Source organism: Mesorhizobium sp. B2-6-1 (assembly GCF_006440475.1).
Classification (GTDB): Bacteria; Pseudomonadota; Alphaproteobacteria; order Rhizobiales; family Rhizobiaceae; genus Mesorhizobium.
In genome coordinates this window covers 1-18,680 of record NZ_VFUH01000002.1, presented here as the reverse complement: position 1 = coordinate 18,680, position 18,680 = coordinate 1, and the positions used below count along the sequence as shown (strand labels likewise).

General features: G+C 62.9%; 18 protein-coding genes. 5 read left to right on the top strand and 13 right to left on the bottom strand.

Translation table 11 applies throughout. The annotated features are described in order from the left end of the window. Nucleotides 1-129 precede the first annotated feature (129 nt). Complete coding sequence (locus FJ443_RS04845; RefSeq protein ID WP_140662958.1) at nt 130-1,809, top strand: electron transfer flavoprotein-ubiquinone oxidoreductase; 1,680 nt, start codon at nt 130-132, stop codon at nt 1,807-1,809. Between the two features lie 139 nt (nt 1,810-1,948). Further along, nucleotides 1,949-2,542, top strand: a complete 594-nt coding sequence (locus FJ443_RS04840; protein WP_140662956.1) for a DUF922 domain-containing protein — start codon at nt 1,949-1,951, stop codon at nt 2,540-2,542. Between the two features lie 13 nt (nt 2,543-2,555). Here FJ443_RS04840 and FJ443_RS04835 read toward each other — a convergent pair whose 3' ends face one another. From FJ443_RS04835 to FJ443_RS04820, 5 genes are all read right to left on the bottom strand, one after another. Continuing rightward, nucleotides 2,556-3,566 (bottom strand): endonuclease/exonuclease/phosphatase family protein, encoded by a 1,011-nt coding sequence (locus FJ443_RS04835; protein WP_224680932.1) that lies wholly within the window; start codon nt 3,564-3,566, stop codon nt 2,556-2,558. Between the two features lie 159 nt (nt 3,567-3,725). Beyond that, entirely contained in the window at nt 3,726-5,186 is a 1,461-nt protein-coding gene (locus FJ443_RS04830) for an AMP nucleosidase (RefSeq protein ID WP_224617604.1), read from the bottom strand. 101 nt (nt 5,187-5,287) lie between these two features. Then, nucleotides 5,288-5,482 carry a hypothetical protein gene (locus FJ443_RS04825; RefSeq protein WP_140494649.1) on the bottom strand — a complete coding sequence of 65 codons (195 nt, stop codon included), beginning with the start codon at nt 5,480-5,482 and terminating at the stop codon, nt 5,288-5,290. A gap of 53 nt (nt 5,483-5,535) precedes the next feature. Beyond that, the gene (locus tag FJ443_RS31080) at nt 5,536-5,694 is read right to left on the bottom strand and encodes a hypothetical protein (protein WP_181169517.1); all 159 of its coding nucleotides are present in this window, start codon (nt 5,692-5,694) and stop codon (nt 5,536-5,538) included. A 207-nt stretch (nt 5,695-5,901) separates the two neighbouring features. Beyond that, nucleotides 5,902-6,243 carry a DUF2147 domain-containing protein gene (locus FJ443_RS04820; RefSeq protein ID WP_140494647.1) on the bottom strand — a complete coding sequence of 114 codons (342 nt, stop codon included), beginning with the start codon at nt 6,241-6,243 and terminating at the stop codon, nt 5,902-5,904. Nucleotides 6,244-6,688: 445 nt separating this feature from the next. Here FJ443_RS04820 and FJ443_RS04815 point away from each other — a divergent pair, with 445 nt between their 5' ends. Together FJ443_RS04815 and FJ443_RS04810 are read left to right on the top strand one after the other, a co-directional pair. Continuing rightward, on the top strand, nt 6,689-6,955 hold the full coding sequence (locus FJ443_RS04815; protein ID WP_010915070.1) for a sel1 repeat family protein: 267 nt from the start codon (nt 6,689-6,691) through the stop codon (nt 6,953-6,955). Nucleotides 6,956-7,353: 398 nt separating this feature from the next. Further along, nucleotides 7,354-8,475 (top strand): branched-chain amino acid ABC transporter substrate-binding protein, encoded by a 1,122-nt coding sequence (locus FJ443_RS04810; protein ID WP_140494645.1) that lies wholly within the window; start codon nt 7,354-7,356, stop codon nt 8,473-8,475. 153 nt (nt 8,476-8,628) lie between these two features. Here the strand turns inward: FJ443_RS04810 and FJ443_RS04805 are convergent, their stop codons facing one another. From FJ443_RS04805 to FJ443_RS04780, 6 genes are all read right to left on the bottom strand, one after another. Next, the gene (locus FJ443_RS04805) at nt 8,629-10,590 is read right to left on the bottom strand and encodes an acetyl/propionyl/methylcrotonyl-CoA carboxylase subunit alpha (RefSeq protein ID WP_140662954.1); all 1,962 of its coding nucleotides are present in this window, start codon (nt 10,588-10,590) and stop codon (nt 8,629-8,631) included. Next, nucleotides 10,572-11,135 (bottom strand): O-acetyl-ADP-ribose deacetylase, encoded by a 564-nt coding sequence (locus FJ443_RS04800; RefSeq protein ID WP_140662952.1) that lies wholly within the window; start codon nt 11,133-11,135, stop codon nt 10,572-10,574. The genes FJ443_RS04805 and FJ443_RS04800 overlap by 19 nt, the downstream gene beginning before the upstream one ends. A 1-nt stretch (nt 11,136) precedes the next feature. Continuing rightward, on the bottom strand, nt 11,137-12,744 hold the full coding sequence (locus tag FJ443_RS04795) for a carboxyl transferase domain-containing protein (RefSeq protein ID WP_140517991.1): 1,608 nt from the start codon (nt 12,742-12,744) through the stop codon (nt 11,137-11,139). 1 nt (nt 12,745) lies between these two features. Further along, on the bottom strand, nt 12,746-13,909 hold the full coding sequence (locus FJ443_RS04790; protein ID WP_140662950.1) for an isovaleryl-CoA dehydrogenase: 1,164 nt from the start codon (nt 13,907-13,909) through the stop codon (nt 12,746-12,748). Between the two features lie 66 nt (nt 13,910-13,975). Further along, complete coding sequence (locus tag FJ443_RS04785) at nt 13,976-14,626, bottom strand: TetR/AcrR family transcriptional regulator (protein WP_140520699.1); 651 nt, start codon at nt 14,624-14,626, stop codon at nt 13,976-13,978. Between the two features lie 69 nt (nt 14,627-14,695). Continuing rightward, entirely contained in the window at nt 14,696-14,980 is a 285-nt protein-coding gene (locus tag FJ443_RS04780) for an acylphosphatase (RefSeq protein ID WP_140494632.1), read from the bottom strand. A gap of 166 nt (nt 14,981-15,146) precedes the next feature. On the opposite strand from FJ443_RS04780, the gene FJ443_RS04775 reads away from it, so the two are divergent. Then, the gene (locus tag FJ443_RS04775; protein ID WP_140520698.1) at nt 15,147-16,151 is read left to right on the top strand and encodes a bifunctional helix-turn-helix transcriptional regulator/GNAT family N-acetyltransferase; all 1,005 of its coding nucleotides are present in this window, start codon (nt 15,147-15,149) and stop codon (nt 16,149-16,151) included. Between the two features lie 36 nt (nt 16,152-16,187). On the opposite strand, the gene FJ443_RS04770 is transcribed toward FJ443_RS04775, so the two are convergent. Together FJ443_RS04770 and FJ443_RS04765 are read right to left on the bottom strand one after the other, a co-directional pair. Then, on the bottom strand, nt 16,188-17,300 hold the full coding sequence (locus FJ443_RS04770) for a pyridoxal phosphate-dependent aminotransferase (protein WP_140520697.1): 1,113 nt from the start codon (nt 17,298-17,300) through the stop codon (nt 16,188-16,190). 214 nt (nt 17,301-17,514) lie between these two features. Further along, the gene (locus FJ443_RS04765; protein WP_140520696.1) at nt 17,515-18,663 is read right to left on the bottom strand and encodes a porin; all 1,149 of its coding nucleotides are present in this window, start codon (nt 18,661-18,663) and stop codon (nt 17,515-17,517) included. Nucleotides 18,664-18,680: the final 17 nt, after the last annotated feature.

The window sequence follows — 18,680 nt, the reverse complement described above, 5'->3', positions numbered from 1 at the left end:
GATGCGCGACTTTTTGGCCAAATCCGCGTTGTCACAGACGCGCCGGTTTCCTGTCGCGACTTGATGCGCTATGCAGCGCATGAGCCAGCAAGATACGCGCAATAGCGACAAGCCAGTGCGGAGGGGTTGATGAGCGATATCGAACGCGAAAGCATGGAATTCGACGTGGTGATCGTCGGTGCGGGCCCGGCCGGCCTCGCCGCCGCCATCCGCCTGAAGCAAGTCAATCCCGAGCTTTCCGTGGTCGTGCTGGAAAAGGGCGGTGAGGTTGGCGCCCACATCTTGTCAGGAGCCGTCGTCGATCCGATCGGCATCGACCGGTTGCTGCCGAGCTGGCGCGACGAACAAGACCATCCATTCAAAACGCCGGTCACGGCGGACCATTTCCTGGTGCTTGGCCCCGCCGGCTCTTTCCGCCTGCCCAACATGATGATGCCGCCTCTGATGAACAATCACGGCAACTACATCGTCTCGCTTGGCAATGTCTGCCGCTGGCTGGCGGCCAAGGCCGAGGCGCTCGGCGTGGAAATCTATCCGGGGTTCGCCGCGGCCGGCCTGCTCTATAACGAGGAAGGCGCCGTCACCGGTGTTGTCACCGGCGACATGGGCGTCGAAAAGGATGGCACACACGGCCCGGGTTTCGCGCCGGGCATGGCGCTGATGGGCAAATATGTGCTGATCGGAGAGGGCGCGCGCGGCTCGCTCGCCAAGCAGTTGATCGCCAGGTTCAGGCTTTCCGAGGGCCGCGAGCCGGGCAAATACGGCATCGGCCTCAAGGAACTGTGGCAGGTCAAGCCGGAGAAGCACAGGCCGGGTCTCGTCCAGCACTCCTTCGGCTGGCCGCTCGATCTCAAGACCGGCGGCGGCTCTTTCCTCTATCATCTGGACGACAATCAGGTGGCGGTGGGCTTCGTCGTCCACCTCAATTACAAGAACCCCTGGCTGTCGCCGTTCGAGGAGTTCCAGCGCTTCAAGACCCACCCGGCGATCAGCGGTACTTTCGAGGGCGCCAGGCGGTTGGGCTATGGCGCGCGCGCGATTACCGAAGGCGGCTGGCAGTCGGTGCCGAAACTGTGCTTCCCGGGTGGCGCGTTGATGGGCTGCGCCGCCGGCCTCGTAAACGTCCCGCGCATCAAGGGCTCGCACAATGCCGTGTTGTCGGGAATGCTGGCGGCCGAGCATGTCGCCGAGGCAATCGCCGCCGGCCGCGCCAATGACGAGCTCTCCGCTTACGAAGCCGCGTGGCGGGCGACAGACATCGGCAAGGATCTGAAGAAGGTGCGCAACGTCAAGCCGCTGTGGTCGCGCTTCGGCACCATCGCCGGCGTCGCCATTGGCGGGCTGGACATGTGGCTGAACACTTTGTTCGGCTTCTCGCCCTTCGGCACGCTGAAGCATGGCAAGGCCGACTATGCCACGCTAGAGCCTGCCGCGAAGCACAAGAAAATAGACTATCCCAAGGCCGATGGCGTGCTGACCTTCGACCGCTTGTCCTCGGTGTTCCTGTCCAACACCAACCACGAGGAAAACGAGCCGGTGCATCTGCTGGTCGCGGACATGGAACTGCAGAAGCGTTCCGAGCATGACGTCTTTGCCGGACCTTCGACGCGCTACTGCCCTGCAGGCGTCTACGAATGGGTCGACAAGGACGGCAATGCCGCTGCCGATCCGGCGGCCAAGGACGTGCGCTTCGTCATCAACGCGCAGAACTGCGTCCACTGCAAGACCTGCGACATCAAGGATCCGAACCAGAATATCGACTGGGTGCCGCCGCAAGGTGGCGAAGGCCCGGTCTATCAGAACATGTGAGCCGTGCCCGGCCAAGCCGTCACGAAGAACATGCGAGCGGCGGCGGACTTGTCTGTCGCCGGCGACCGCCTGCCTCGATCAAGCCCGTTGAAGCCTTCCGCCGAGTGTGGTCTGCTCGGCTCCGACAAAGGAGGCGGACATGCGCCTGACCAGCCCCACGATGCTCGCCATGGCCTTCATGCTGCTTTGCGCATCAGCCGCGTCGGCGGGCACAAAGCTCACCGTTCACATCCGCACCTATGATGTCGTTGGAAATACCGGAGCCGCCCTTGTCGAGGCAATGGACCGGCTGGGACCCAAGCACGGCTATATGGCGCGTGCCATCGCCGAAACCGGTTACGCCGTGCATTGGGATCTCGATATTGTCCGGAAGGATGGTGCCTGCCATCTGCGGCAGGCCAACGGGACGCTCAACCTGACCTACACTTTCCCGCGGCTCTCGTCGGCAAGCCCTGTCCTGCGCGAACGTTGGGACCGTTTCATGATCGGCGTTCGCAAGCACGAGCAGACGCATGGCGGTATCGCGAGGCGTATGATGCGGGCCACCGAGGCCGCGCTTGCCGGCCTGCGGCGCCCGGACAACTGGTTCTGCACCGGCACGCATCTCGAGGCGCGGCGCCGGATCAAGGCCATCTATGTCGAATACGAAGCCAGGCAGAACGCTTTCGATGCGCGCGAGCATCGCGGCGGCGGGCCTGTCGAGCACCTTGTCGAAGCGTTGACCAAACCCTGAGAATGCCGAAGCATCAACCGCGCGGATTGTTTTCAAGGTCGCTCGCCGCGAGCGCGCTCTCATGCTCGTCATGGGGCAGCCTGTCGTCGGGGCGAAGCGAGAACTCCACGAGTACGGGAAGATGGTCGGAGCCGGTATCTTCCAGTCGCGTTGACGACAGAATGGTCACGCCGCCCTTGCTGAACGCCTGGTCGATCGGGAGGCCTGCATAGCGGCGCAGGAAGTCGGGCAGCTTCCGGTGAATCCAGGTCGACCCGGCCGACGGCATGACCGTCAGTCCGCCGAGAGCGGCGACGCGCCGCACCGCGGCGCTCCATGGCACCGCGTTGCAATCGCCGGCCATGATGGCGGTTTGGCCGAGCGATGAAAGCTGCTCCGAGAGTTCGCCGATCTGCCAATACTGTTCCCGCGGCCACGGCCAGCTGAGATGGATGGCGGCGACGTCGGCGCTCCTGCCGCCGAAATCGATGGTCGCAACGGCCATTGCGCCCCGGCGCTCGCAATGTGGCGCGGTGCCGGCGAGAAAGGGCCGCCGCGAGAGCAGCGCGACGCCGAATACGCCGTTGGGATAGGGACAGAGGATCCGGTATGGATAGGCGCTGGCGATGTAGCCAAGCTCCGTCGCCCACATCGCCGACACCTCGTCCAGGGTGATGACGTCGGGATTGGTCCGGCCGATCAGTGACAGCACTTTTTTCGGCGTCGGGTTGTCGTAGCGCAGATTCATCTGCAGCAGGCTGTAGACTACCTGGTCGGTGGGTTTGGCGACCGCCTGAACCGGCCACGGCCGGGGCAAGGCGGTCGAAGCGGTGGCAAGAGCGGCCACGGCAAAAACCAGGGCCGCGGCCGCTTGCAGGCGAAACGATGTCGCCAGCAGCGGCAGCGCGCAAAGCGCCATCAGCACGGCGAGGTGAATGCGGAAATGCGAAAAGGAATCGAGCGCCGGGTGCAACGCGCCTAAGAAGCCGGCCACCAGCGCGACCGAGAGCGTCATCATCACGATGAATACCAGTGAAGCCGCCATGTCTCGACTGCGTTTCATCGGATCAGATCTGCATGAGTTGCCTGCGATGGTCCCCGCCCGGTTATCGGCAAAAATGCGGCTCAATCAAGATAGCGAATTGCCGGCAAGATGGCGAATCGCCGGCAAGACGGCGAATGGCTCTGGCGGCGCGCAGATCGGCTACTGGAAGGCCGTTTCCGAAAAACTTCTGAGCTTGCGCGAATGCAGCCGCTCCATCGGCATTTCCGAAAGCTTTTCCATCGCCCTGATGCCGATGGTGAGGTGCTGCGCCACCTGCCGCTTGTAGAATTCGGTCGCCATGCCGGGCAGCTTCAGTTCGCCATGCAGCGGCTTGTCGGAGACACACAAGAGCGTGCCGTAAGGCACGCGGAAGCGGAAGCCATTGGCCGCGATCGTTGCCGATTCCATGTCAAGTGCGATCGCCCTCGACTGCGAAAGCCGCTGCACCGGTCCGCGCTGGTCGCGCAGTTCCCAGTTGCGGTTGTCAATGGTGGCGACAGTGCCGGTGCGCATGATGCGCTTGAGATCGTACCCCGACAGGCCGGTGACTTCGGCCACCGCTTCCTGCAATGCCACCTGGATTTCGGCCAGCGGCGGGATCGGCACCCAGACTGGCAGGTCGTCGTCCAGCACGTGATCCTCGCGCACATAGGCATGCGCCAGCACATAATCGCCCAGCGCCTGCGTATTGCGCAGGCCCGCGCAGTGGCCGAGCATCACCCAAGCATGAGGCCTTAGCACAGCGATATGATCGGTGATCGTCTTGGCGTTGGAGGGTCCGACACCGATATTGACCATGGTGATCCCGCCATGGTTCGGCTTCTTCAAGTGGTAGGCCGGCATCTGCGGCAGGCGCTGCGGCGCCACCCCTTCGCTCGGGGCGCTCTGCCCGGCTTTGGTGACCACGTTGCCCGGTTCGATGAATTCGGCATATCCGCCGCCGCCATTCTCCATCAGGTCACGGGCGCGCGCCACGAACTCGTCGATATAGAACTGATAGTTGGTGAACAGCACGAAATTCTGGAAATGCTGCGGCGTGGTCGCGGTATAGTGCGACAGGCGGTGGAGCGAATAGTCGATCCGCTGCGCGGTGAAGGGCGCCAGCGGCCTTGGTTCTCCGAACGCCACTTCGAACGTGCCGTTGGCGATCTGGTCGTCTGTACCGTCGAGATCTGGCACGTCGAACAGGTCTCGGATAGGCCGCTGGATACGCTCGGCCGCGGTTCCGTCGACATGGGTGCCTTCGAGAAAGGCGAAATGCAGCGGGATCGGCGTTGTCGATTCCGAGACCGTGACCGCGACCCCGTGGTTGCGCATGATCAGACGCAATTGCTCGACCAGATAGCTTTCGAACAGGCTCGGCTGGGTGATGGTGGTGGAAAAATGCCCCGGCGTCGGCATGTGGCCATAGGCTTGGCGCGAATCGATCTGGGTGAACGAGTTGGTCGTGACGCCGATCTCCGGGTAGAAGGCGCGGTAGCGCTTGCTGCTGTCGCCGCCGGCGGCAAGCGCCGCGAAGGAGTCGCGCAGGAACTTGGTGTTGCGGTCATAAAGGGCTTGCAACGCCGCGACGGCCTTTTCTGCGGTGTCGAAGCTTTGCCGGCCAAAAGGCTCGGGCATGACGACAGATTCGATGGCTTGGGGATAGATTCGCTTTTCCATGGCTCAATATAGAGATTTGGAAAGGCGGTTGGGAGGGGTGTCCCGATCGAAGGCGCAATTTATCCGCGCTGCAGGCTGACCAGCAGCACGAAACCGACGCCCGACTTCTTCAGTGCTGGCGCGTCGATCGTGGAACCGGCATCGGCACGCATCATCGGTACGGCCAGGACCGGCGCGGCAAGAAACGCCAGGATGAGCGCCGCCCGCGGCAGAAGCCGAACGGTTTTGAAGAGGTTGGCGGCGATGCGGTTCATGGTCTTTGCTTTTCTTTCGAGGTCTTGGTTTGGTCAGGTCTTTGGTTTCTGTCTCAGGGGCGAAGGGTGGTCGGGCAGGCGAGGCGGCAGGTTCTGGAACTGGCCTCGTCCCAGGAACGGGCCGGACGGCCCGCTTCGGCGACGAGGATGGCGAAGAACATTCCAAACAGGCTCACCAGCAGGCAGACGATGGTGAAGCGGCGGGCGAGCATTGGTCGTGTCTCCTTCAATACGCAGGAGAATGCCCGGGCACGACTGAACCGGCTCTGATGCCGACGTTCATCTGCCGTTCAAATCGGTTGATGGATTTTGAGGCGGCGCTGGCCATAAGGAGCATGGCTGCCGGCACAGCATGCCAGGATCATGAAACGAAAACGGGGCCTGCCGGCCCCGTTTTCATGTCGCAAGGATGGGGTCGATCAGAGCTTGTGCCAGGTCTGGCTCTTGCAGATCAGCCCGCCGAGCACGCAACCGCTCATTTTCAGCGAGGTGCCCGATAGTGTCGCCTTGCCGGAGTAGGTCTTGTCGTTTGCCGGGTCGGTTATGTTGCCGGTGTATTTGTTGTCGCCGGACGCCTTGAGCGAACCGATGGTCTTGCCGGCATATTTGCCAGACTTCAGCGTGATGGAAAATGAACCCGAGCCCCCGATGGCCGCGGTATCGCCGGCCTGCGTCTTCCAGTTTCCCTCGATCGGATCGGCCCAGGCCAGACCGGTCAGGATCAAAGTGGCCGCCAGGGCCAGGCTTGCTTTTCGAAACATCTTTCCTCCCTTGGATACCGGCAGGAGGCTACGCCTCGCCGGTCTGCCGCTTACGCAAACGTAAGCTAATCCAGCTCCCTGCAAAACAAAAGCGGTGCCGCAGCGGAAGCTTTGGCAATTCAGATGCGCCGACGGAAGCAATGTCGGCAGGGAAATGAATGCATGCATGCGCGGCGTTTGTTTCGCGTGGTTAGCAGAGTGTTGATTCCGCCCGCGAAAATTGTCGTCAAATTTGGCGCTATCCGGCTGAATCGCTGGCTTTGTATCCTTAACGAATTTCCACGTTTACCTATTGTTTTAGCTTTGTTTTCCTCAAATTAAGCACGCCATTTAACGACGGATTCAAGCCTGAGCGGCATTCTCGAAAGCATCGAAAGAGCAGCCCGGGCAGACAAACGGAGGCAGCTCTCGGGAGCCAGACAGGGCCGGAAGAGAGGATTGAAAAATGGCACGTTTTGAAATGCTTGAAGCAGGCTTCGGCGCCATGGGGGCAACTGCCCAGGCCGACATTCTTTTCGAACTGGGGATGATGTATGCGACGGGCCGCGATTGCGAGACCGATGTCGTCGCCGCCCACAAATGGTTCAACATCGCCGCGATCAAGGGTTCGGCCCGCGCTGCGGAATTGCGTTCGGAACTGTCGGCTGCGATGTCGAAGGTCGAGATCGCCAAGGCGCTGCGCGAAGCCCGCGAATGGATGACGATGCACTGAATTTAGAGATAAGGCAGGGCGGCCTTCTGGTCCGCCAGGCAAGGACAAGGCCGCGGTAAGACGGCCACGTGACAAAACCAAGAACGCGGCACGCCCGACAGGGCCAGCGGCGCGGCGGCCATGATCCGGTTTCGGAAAGATCAGGGCCAGCAGGAAGACAGGGAAGGCGAGTTGGGTTCGAGTGCGGGGGCGCTTGAGAAACAGCTCGACAGGCAAAGCCGCGACCGGCCGGAACAAGGCCGGCGCGGCTTTTGCCTTTTTGCTCCAGAGATGCTCCGCAGGCCTAATCGAGCGCCGCCAATGCGCCTAGACAGGCCACACGAAGGATGAAATTGTCCGGCCTCTCTGGAAGAAGCGTGGCCGGGGCGGCCGCGCGTGAGTGGAGGAGTCATACCGCAATGAAAAAATTAAGTATTTTGAACGCGGCCATTTTCGGCCTGATGATGAGCGCGCCGGTCGCCTATGCCGACGACATCACCTTTTCGGTGGTCGGTCCGATGACCGGACAGCTCGCCACCATTGGCGATCAGTTCAAGCAGGGCGCGCAGGCTGCCGCCGACGCGATCAATGCTGCCGGCGGTGTCGACGGTCGCCAGATCAAGCTCGATATCGAGGATGACCAGTGCGACCCGAAGCAGGCGGTTTCGGTCGCCAACCGTATCGTCGCCAATGGCGTCAAGTTCATCGACGGCCACGCTTGCTCGGGTTCGAGCATTCCGGCTTCCGCCGTCTATGCCGAAGCCGGTGCCCTGATGATGAGCCCGGCCTCCTCGAACCCGGTGCTGACCGACGCCGCAGCGAAGGCCGGCTGGCCGACGATCATGCGCCTCTACACGCGTGACGATGCGCAGGGTGCCTTCATCGGCCCCTGGATCGCGAAGAAGTATGCCGGCAAGAACGTCGTCATCCTGCATGACAAGAGTGCCTACGGTCAGGGCGTTGCCGATGCGGTCAAGGCCACGATGAATGCCGGCGGCCTGAAGGAAGTGGACTATGAAGGCATCAATGCCGGCGAAAAGGACTATTCGGCGCTCGTCACCAAGCTCAAGGACCTCAAGGCCGACGTTGTCTATTTCGGCGGTTACCACCCGGAGGCTGGCCTGATCCTGCGCCAGTCGGCGGAACAGGGCATCAAGTTCCAGCTGATCATGCCGGATTCGATAGCGTCGCCGGAGTTCTGGCAGGTTGCCGGCCCGGCCGGCGAAGGGACCATGTTCGTCTTCCCGTCGGATCCTCAGGCAAAGCCGGAAGCCAAGGCAGCCGTCGAGAAGATCAAAGCCGGCGGTTTCGTGCCGGAAGGCTTCACGCTATTCTCCTACGCCACGATCCAGGCCTTTGCGGAAGGCATCAAGCGTGCCGGCAGCGATGATCCGGCCAAGGTCGCCGAGGCGCTGAAGAACGGGCAGCCAATCAGCACGGTTGTCGGCAATGTCACCTTCGACGAGAAGGGCGACCTCAAGAACGCCAGCTACGACATCAACCAGTGGCACGACGGCAAGTATGCGCCGATCCAGCCGTAATCGCTGCCTATATCGATGAAATGGCCGGGCTCGTCCCGGCCATTTCATTTCTGCCTGTGTGTCTTGCCATGGACATATAACGGCGGTCGACATTCTACGACGCCTCTCTCTGTCCGGCAGGACAGGGACGCTTGGCATCCGGCAGCGAGGCTGTCAGCCTTGCATATCCTCGAACCGCACCAGCACAGTGCCGTCGGTAATCTGCGCGCCCTCGGTGGCGATCTCGGCGATCACGCCATCATGCGGCGCGGCGATGGTATGCTCCATCTTCATCGCCTCGAGGATAAGCAGCGGTTGCCCCTTCATCACCGTATCGCCCTTTGCCGCCCGCACCAGCTTGACCACTCCCGGCATCGGCGCGCGCAAACTGCCTGAGGCCGCCGCCGCGTCATCGCTTCTGGCCAACGGGTCCGGTACCGCGAAGGTATAGCCGATCGCGCCTTCGAATATCGTGATGTGGCCTGGCCAGCGGGCGAGGCGAGGAGCGGCGCGAAAGTCATGCGAATTGGCGCTGTCATAGGGTGCATGGAGCGTCACCTGGGAACGCCGGTCTGGCCGTACCGAAACCGTTGCCAGAATATCGTCCTCGCCAAACTTCAGCCGGATCCGTCGTGCCATGCCATGGAAATGCGTGTAGCCGGCAAGCGACGACCATGGATCGTCCGATGGCGGCAGCGCGCCCGCCCCGGAGGCCGCTATGGCCGCGGCCGCGACCGTTTCGCCGCTCGGCGGCGCAATCTCGGTCAGCGCCTGCTGGTGGCGGCCTATCAGGCCGGTATCGACGTCGCCCGCCGAAAAGTCCGGATCGGTCACCAGCGCGGCGAGGAAGGCGGTATTGACGATCGAACCGGCGACTTCGGTTCGCGCAAGCGCCGCGCCGAGTGCCTCCAGCGCAGCCGGCCTGTCCCCGCCATGCACCACCAGCTTGGCGATCATCGGATCATAATAGGGAGAAATGGCGTCGCCGGCCCGCACCCCGGTTTCGACACGCATGGCGGCCCCTTGGGGAACCATGTCGGGAAATTTCAGATGATGCAGCGTGCCGGTCGCAGGCAAAAACTCCCTTGCGGCATCCTCGGCATAGAGGCGCGCCTCGAAGGCGTGGCCGGCTAGCTTTATCTCGCCTTGCGTTTTCGGCAGCTTCTCGCCGGATGCGACCCGCAACTGCCATTCTACCAGATCAGTGCCGGTGACCATCTCGGTGACCGGGTGCTCGACCTGCAACCTCGTGTTCATCTCCATGAACCAGAAGCGGTCAGGCGTCAGGCCTTGCGAGGCATCGACGATGAATTCGATGGTGCCGGCACCGCAGTAGCTGATCGCCTTGGCGGCCTTCACCGCCGCCTCGGTCATCGCCTTGCGTAACGCCTCCGTCATGCCGGGGGCGGGGGCTTCCTCGATAACCTTCTGATGGCGTCGCTGCACCGAGCAGTCGCGTTCGAACAGATGGACGGCATTGCCGAAATTGTCGCCGAAAACCTGCACCTCGATGTGGCGCGGTTTGTCGATATATTTTTCCACCAGTACACGGTCGTCGCCAAAAGCGGATTTCGCCTCGCGTCGTGCGCTCGACAGCGCTTCGGAAAACTCGTCGGGGTGCTCGACCCGGCGCATGCCCTTGCCACCGCCACCGGCCCGCGCCTTGATCAGCACGGGGTAGCCGATTTCGCGTGCCTTAGAGGCCAGGACCACGATCTCCTGTGCCTCGCCATGGTAGCCCGGGACGACGGGCACGCCGGCCTTTTCCATCAGCCGTTTGGCGGCATCCTTCAGCCCCATGGCGCGGATAGAGGCCGCCGACGGGCCGATGAAGGTGAGCCCCGCGGCCGCCACCTGGTCGACGAAATCAGGATTTTCCGACAGGAAGCCATAGCCGGGATGAACGGCTTGCGAGCCTGTCGCCAAGGCGGCCGCGACGATCTTGTCGCCGCGCAGATAGCTGTCGCTGACAGGCGAGGCACCGATATGTACCGCCTCGTCGGCCATCTCGACATGCAGGGATTTCGCATCGGCATCGGAATAGACGGCAACCGTGCGCACCCCCATCCTGCGCGCCGTGCGGATCACCCGGCATGCGATCTCGCCTCGGTTGGCGATCAGGATCTTTGTGAACATGAAACCTCCGTAGACTGCGTTCGCCTCGAGGAAGCAACGGCCTCACGGTATAGTTCGGCCATTTGTTCGTCGAAGCAGCAGAAGATGACGGTCTGCGGCGTCGTATTTCCGCTCAAGAAGCTATTTACGGCGCCGACTGCAATTGCTGCCGCCTCATCCCTCGGATAGCGGTAGATGCCCGTCGAGATCGCCGGAAAGGCGACCGAGCGGCATTCCTTCTCGGCGGCGATTTCGAGCGAACGCCGATAGCAGGAGGCGAGCAACTCCGCCTCGCCCTTGCCGCCGCCCTGCCAGACTGGACCGACCGTATGGATGACGTAGCGGGCCGGCAGCCGATAGCCCTTGGTCAACTTTGCATCGCCGGTCTTGCAGCCGTTGAGCGTGCGGCATTCGGCGAGGAGTTCCGGCCCCGCCGCCCGGTGAATGGCGCCGTCGACCCCGCCGCCGCCGAGCAGCGAGGAATTGGCCGCGTTGACAATGACGTCGACATCCAACTTGGTGATGTCGCCGACGTTAATGCGGATCCTGTCCTGCACCTCGCCCATTTCACATCCTGAACACGCCGAAGCGCGTTTCCTCGATCTCCGCGTTGAGCGCGGCCGAGAGGCTGAGCGCCAGCACCTCGCGCGTCTTGGCCGGATCGATGATGCCGTCGTCCCATAGCCTTGCGGAGGAATAGAGCGGGTGGCCTTCATGCTCGTATTTCATCAGGATCGGCTTCCTGAACTTCGCTTCTTCCTCAGCGCTCCATTCGCCGCCCTTGCGCTCGATACCCTCGCGCTTGACCATGGCCAGCACCGTCGCCGCCTGCTCGCCGCCCATCACCGAAATGCGGGCGTTCGGCCACATCCACAGGAAGCGGGGCGAGTAGGCGCGCCCGCACATGCCGTAGTTGCCGGCGCCGAACGAGCCGCCGATGATCACGGTGACCTTGGGCACGCGGGCGGTGGCGACTGCCATCACCAGCTTGGCGCCGTCCTTGGCGATGCCGCCTGCCTCATATTTGCGCCCCACCATGAAGCCGGTGATGTTCTGCAGGAACACCAGTGGAATCTTGCGTTGGCAGCACAGTTCGATGAAATGCGCGCCCTTCAGCGCGCTTTCGGAAAACAGCACGCCATTGTTGGCGATGATGCCGACCGGCATGCCGTGGAGATGGGCAAAGCCGGTGACGAGCGTGGTGCCGTAATTCTGCTTGAACTCATCGAACTCCGAACCGTCGACGAGGCGCGCGATCACCTCGCGCACGTCATAGGGCTGGCGCAGATCCGTCGGCACGATGCCGTAGATCTCATCTGCCGGATGAAGCGGCGGAATCGGTTTCTGGACGGCAAGGCTTACGGTCTTGTTCCGATTGAGGTTCTTGATGATGCGCCGGCAGATGGCCAGCGCATGCTCGTCGTCGAGCGCGTAGTGGTCGGCGACGCCGGAGAGCCGTGTATGGACGTCGGCGCCGCCGAGATCCTCGGCGCTGACGTCCTCGCCGGTGGCGGCCTTCACCAGCGGGGGACCGCCGAGGAAGATGGTCGCCTGGTTGCGCACCATGATCGTCTCGTCCGACATTGCCGGCACATAGGCGCCGCCCGCCGTGCACGAACCCATGACGCAGGCGATCTGCGGGATGCCTGAGGCGGACATGTTGGCCTGGTTGTAGAATATGCGCCCGAAATGCTCGCGGTCGGGAAACACCTCGTCCTGGTTGGGCAGGTTGGCGCCGCCGCTGTCGACCAGGTAGACGCAAGGCAGATTGTTCTGCAGCGCGATCTCCTGCGCGCGCAGATGCTTCTTCACCGTCAGCGGGTAATAGGTGCCGCCCTTCACCGTGGCGTCATTGACGACGACCATCACTTCCGTGCCTTCGACGCGCCCGATACCGGCGATGATGCCGGCGGAGGGAATGTCCTCGCCATACATCGACCATGCGGCGAACTGGCCGATCTCGAGAAAGGGCGACCCGGTGTCGAGTAATTGCGCCAGCCGCTCGCGCGGCAGCAGCTTGCCGCGCGCGACGTGTCGCTCGCGCGCCTCTTCCGAGCCACCGCGCTCGACGCTCGCGGCCTTTTCGGCGATATCGCCGACCAGCGCCCGCATGCGTTCGGCATTGGTGTGGAAGGTATCGGAGGAAGGGGAGATCTGGGTCCGGAGGACGGCCATGCTATACCCCCTCCGCCATGATCTCGCGGCCGATCAGCCATCGCCGGATTTCGCTGGTGCCGGCACCGATTTCGTAGAGCTTGGCGTCGCGTAGCAGCCGGCCGGTCGGATAGTCGTTGATGTATCCGTTGCCACCCAGAAGCTGGAGTGCGTCAAGCGTCATCTGCGTTGCTTTTTCGGCGGCAAACAGAATGCAGCCTGCGGCGTCCTTGCGACTGGTCTGGCCGCGGTCGCAGGCGGCGGCGACCGCGTAGACATAGGCGCGCGCGGCGGTCATCGTCGTGTACATGTCGGCGAGCTTGCCTTGCACCAGCTGGAATTCCCCGATCGCTTGGCCGAACTGCTTGCGCTCATGCACGTATGGGACCGCGACGTCGAGACAGGCGGCCATCAAGCCGATCGGGCCACCGGCCAGCACCGTGCGCTCATAGTCGAGACCAGACATCAGCACCTCGACGCCGCGCCCTTCCTCGTGCAGCACGTTGTCGAACGGCACCTCGACATTATCGAAAACCAGTTCGCCGGTGTTGGAGCCGCGCATGCCGAGCTTGTCGAGCTTTTGCGCAACCGAAAATCCGGCAAAAGCCTTTTCGACGATGAAGGCGGTGATACCGCGCGCATGACGCTCTGGATCGGTCTTGGCATAGACCACCAGCGTCTCGGCGTCCGGGCCGTTGGTGATCCACATCTTGGTGCCGTTGAGCACGTAGCGGTCATTGCGCTTTTCGGCACGCAGCTTGAGCGAGACAACGTCAGAACCGGCGCCGGGCTCCGACATTGCCAGCGCGCCGACGCGCTCGCCCGAGCAAAGCGGCGGCAGGAATTTCTCCTTCTGCGCCGGCGTTGCCCAGCGGTTGATCTGGTTGACGCAGAGATTGGAGTGGGCGCCGTAGGACAGGCCGACCGAGGCCGAGGCCCTTGATATCTCCTCAACGGCGATCACGTGCGCGAGATAGCCCATGCCACTGCCGCCGAACTCCGGATCGGCGGTGATGCCGAGGAGGCCGAGATTGCCGAGTTCCGCCCACAGATGCGCCGGGAATTCGTTCGAGCGGTCGATTTCCGCCGCGATCGGCGCGATCCTGTCCTGGGCGAAGCGCCGCACCAGCTCGCGCAATGCCTCGACATCCTCGTCATGCCCGAAGCTGAGCGTGTTCGTGTACATCCGGTTCCTCCTGCCGCATGACCCCCGAAAATCGACTTGGATTTTCGGAAAAGATCATGCGCGAAACTAAAATCCCACGGCGTCGTTTGCGCGTCCAAACGGACGTGCGGCGCTGTACGTGTCGATCCTCGCGCCGACGAGCCGCATCGTCATCGAAAGATATGTCGCCGTGACTTCTGCGATCGACAGCCGCTCGCCCGGCCGGAACCAGACGATGACACCGGTCATCATCTGGATCAGCGCCATGGCGGTGAGGCCGGTATCTTCGACGACGAACACGCCTGCCTCGGCGCCGTCACGCAGAATGGTGCGCAGTTCCTTCTCATAGGCCGTGCGCATCCGCAGTATCTGCGTCAGTCTTTCGGGCGACAGGCTGCGCAGCTCCATGTTCGAAACATGCGTCGCATGGCGGCGGGCGATGTGGAAGGCGATGTGGTTCTCGACATAGGCCGAAAGCCGGCTTGCCGGATCGGCGTCGGCGGGCCGTGCGGCGTTCCAGGCTGCGATCAACTCCTCCATGTGCTCGCGCATCAGCGTGAACAGCAAATCCTCCTTGGTCGGGAAATAGCGATAAAGCGCGGCCGCCTGCACGCCGACTTCGGCCGCCAGCTGGCGCATCGACATCGCCTCATAGCCGAGCCGCGCGATCAGGTTGACCGCCGCCTCGCGGGCTGCCGCCTCGGTCTTCCCGCCATCGGATCCTGTCGTGCGCGCCAAAAGAGCCTCCCTTGTTGCGAATTAATAAAACGAACGTTCAATTAATTCAAGAGGTATGCCGAAGCCGCATCAGGCATCGATCCGGAAGCCGGTAACAGGATTGCTGGATACCGCATCCTCGACGTCAACCCCGGAAACGGACGCTCCCGGCGGTCCTTTCCAAAGCCGGCCGATCATGGTCGAGACGGCTTCGCCTGTGCCGGCAATCTCAGCGGTCACCGAGCCATCCGCTTCATTGCGCACCCAGCCCGCAAGCCCAAGGCTGGCGGCCTGGCTTCGGACCCAGATCCTGTAGCCGACGCCTTGCACCTTGCCGTGGGCCCGCACACGCACTGCCTTGCGATCGTCAGCCATTGCGTCTCTCCCGAGGCTCGTCTGCTGGAATCTGGCGCAGGCGACGGGGAATGCAACAGGCCGGTCGAACGAGGATGGAGGGGGCCCGAGTCGAACTCGAATTTAATTGACTCAGTCCACTAAATTTCTAACACTGTGGCTATCATCACCCAAGGGCTGAACGCAGATGCTGGACCAACGCAGTGCTTTGGTGGCCGATATCAGGCACTTCAACCGTTTCTACACCCGCACTGTCGGCCTTCTCGACGAGACCTTGACGCAGAGCCCGTTCACGCTCACCGAGGCGCGCGTCCTGTTCGAGCTTGGTCATCGGGATCGCCCGGCGGCGGCGGAAATCGCCGGCGAGCGAGGCTTCCTTTCGGAGACATTCGACATCGATGTCGGCCCGGCCGCCTCCGACATCGCCAGGCAACTGCGTCTCGACGCGGCCTATCTGACGCGGATCCTGCGAAAATTCGCCGGCGAAGGCCTGACCGAGACCCGGACCGATCCGGTCGACCGGCGAAGGCGTATCCTGTCGCTGACGGCAAGGGGGCGGGACGCCCTTGCCGGTCTGCAGGCCGCGGCGGACCGCGACACTTCCCGGCTTATCGAGAACCTGCCCGACCACCGCTTGGCCGAACTCGGCGACGCCTTGCGCAAGGCAGCGGAGCTGCTGGGCGATCCGGCGGCTGAAGGCCAGGCGGCGCCCCCCGTCGTGACGTTGCGTCCGCATCGCGTCGGCGACATTGGCTGGGTGGTTCAGCGTCAGGCCCAGCTCTATGCCGAGGAATATGGCTGGAGCATCGAGTTCGAAGCCTTGGTTGCCGAAATCGGAGCCGACTTCATCCGCAATTTCAAGCCAGGGCGCGATTTCTGCTGGATCGCCGAACGCGCCGGCCTCCCGCTTGGCGCGGTGTTTCTGGTTCACCAGGACGACGAGGTCGCGAAACTGCGGCTGCTGCATGTTGAGGCTGCGGCGCGCGGGTTGGGCATCGGCAAGCGCCTGGTTGCGGAATGCGTGAACCAGGCGCGCGCCTGCGGCTACATCAAGCTCGTTCTGTGGACGAATGACATTCTGGTCGCCGCCCGCGCGATTTATGAGCGCGCCGGGTTCAGACTGGTTTCACAGGAGCGCCATCACAGTTTCGGCAAGGAACTCACCGGCCAGAACTGGGAGCTCGATCTCTAACCGGCCGGCAAGTGTCGCCGCGATGGCAACGCTCGTTTAGTTTCCACGGGCGGCGGCCAGTGCGCCGGGCAGTTCCTCGGCAAAAATGTCAAGCTCGTGGTCCAGTCCGACGCTGACGCGGATGCAACGATCGAGCCCCGGCGCCATCGGCTTGCGGATGAAGACGTCGCGCGACAACAGGCCTTGCAGGATCTTCAGCGCGAAAGCGCCGTCGCGGCAGCAATCGATGGTGACGAAATTGGTCGCCGACGGCAGGGGCGTCAGCCCGTTCTGTTCGGCTATCTGCGCGATGCGCCGGCGCCCTGCCGCCACCCGCGCCACCACTGAATCCAGATAATCCTGGTCGGCGAGCGCCTCGACGCCCGCCACCTGCGCCATGCGGCTGACGCCGTAGTGGTTGCGGATCTTCTCGAAATCGCTGATCACCTGGGCCTCGGCGACCGCATAGCCGCAGCGTATGCCGGCAAGCCCGTAAGCTTTCGAAAAGGTGCGCATGCGGATGACGTTCGGCCGCGAGACGTCGATGGGCGGCAGTGCGGAGGCCGGCCCCAATTCTCCATAGGCTTCATCGAGCACGAGCATGGTGGTTTCCGGCAGCGCTTCGATGAAGCGCGTCAGCTCGGCCGCTTCCCACCAGCTCCCCATGGGGTTGTCCGGATTGGACAGATAGACCAGCGGCGCTTTCTCCCTGGCGGCCGCAGCCAGCAGCCCTTCCAAATCCTCGTGGTCGTTCGCATAGGGCACGGTGACAAGCCTTCCGCCGACACCGGCAATGTGGAAGTTGAAGGTGGGATAGGCGCCGAGCGAGGTGACCACCGCATCGCCAGGCGCAACATACATGCGCGCCACCAGACCAAGCAGGCCATCGATGCCTTCGCCGACCACGACGTTCTCGACCTTGAGATTATGATGCGCTGCCGCGGCCACCTTCAGGTCGTGATTGTCCGGATCGCAATACATCCACATGTCGCGCGCGATCTCGGCCATCCGGGCGATGACGCGCGGCGACGGCCCGAAGCTGCTCTCATTGGCGCCGATGCGGGCGCGGAATGCACGCCCGCGCTCGCGCTCCTGCGCTTCGGGGCCGACAAACGGCACGGTCGACGGAAGCGCTGCAACGAGCGGCATAAGGGGAGGGCGCAGACGCATGGCAAAAGCTCGCGTGAGGGAAGGGGCTTCTTGCTAGCGCGGTCAGTAGGCGGGTGCAAGTTGCGCGCAATGAGCAATCGTTGCCGCCCGCCTGATCCAAACACCTGATGCATCCCAGAGCAATCATCGTCCGCTGCGGAATCGCGCAGTCGAAACTCCCAATGAAAAAACCCGGCGGTTGCCCGCCGGGTTTCTATATTCGAAGCGATAGCTGTTAGAACGAGCGCTGGAAGCGGAGCATGCCGCCGACGCTGTTCTTCTTATCGGCAGGCGTAAACGATGGGTTGACGAAGCCAGCATCGTCAAACCGGCCGGCATGGAGGTAGTCGACTTCGGCCGTGACGGTGAAGCCGGGAACGACGTCATAAGCAACGTTCGCCGCAACGCCGACGTTCTTCCAGTCGTCAGCAGACACTTGAAGGTTGAACGAGGTCTTCTCGTTGAACTTGTAGGTGCCGCCGCCCCAGACTGCCCAGTTGCCGCCCCACGCCTTGTAGAAGCCGCGGCCATGGGCTTCGACAAAATTGCCGGCGTCGTCGTTGAGGTTGTCATCGGTGCCGTAGCCGCCCATGATGAACAGCGACAGTGCGTCGCTGACATTGACGTCCAAGCGAACCTTGCCGGCAACTTCTTCGTAATTGCTGTCATAAGCGACGACGCCGGTGATGGCGCCCCAGCCCTGCGTGTACTTCACGCCGCCGACGACATGCGGAACATAGCTGTCGATCGTGTCGGTACCGGTGCCTTCTTCGAGCGAGACCACGGCCGAGAAGCCGTTGCCGGCATCGAAGTAGTACTGGACGACGTTGGTGTCGAAGTCACCATAAGGAACCAGCGTATCCTGGATGACGTTGCCGGCGTAGCCGACGAACGTATCGAAGGCCGATTCGTCCTTACCGACGCGCAGGCCACCGAGCTGGATCCAGGCGAAGTTCAGCGAGACGTCCCGGTTGTGGGCGGCGTTGATCGGCTCGTCGAAGGCATTGTCGTCGCCGAAGTTGAAGCGGGTCTCGGTGTAGGTCTTCAACGTGCCGAGTTCGGTTTCCTGGCCGGTCCAGGTCTTCAGCGTGAAGCGCGTGTTCTTGTAGTAGGTGTTGTGGTCGTCACCGTCCTGGTGATCCGCAGCCTTCGCACCATCGAACGAGCCGGTGTCGCCCACGCCGATGTCGTAACGGACATAGCCGCCGACGCGCAGGCAGGTCTCGGTGCCGGGGATGTAGAAGTAGCCAGCGCCGTAGACGTCGCAAATCTTGACGTATTCAGCGGGCTCCGGCTCGGCGACGACGACGGCGTCGGCGGCGCGCGCACCGGAAACTGCGATCAGGGCCGCAGCGGAGCCGAGAAGAAGGCTCTTGATGTTCATTTTCTGACCTCCAGTCA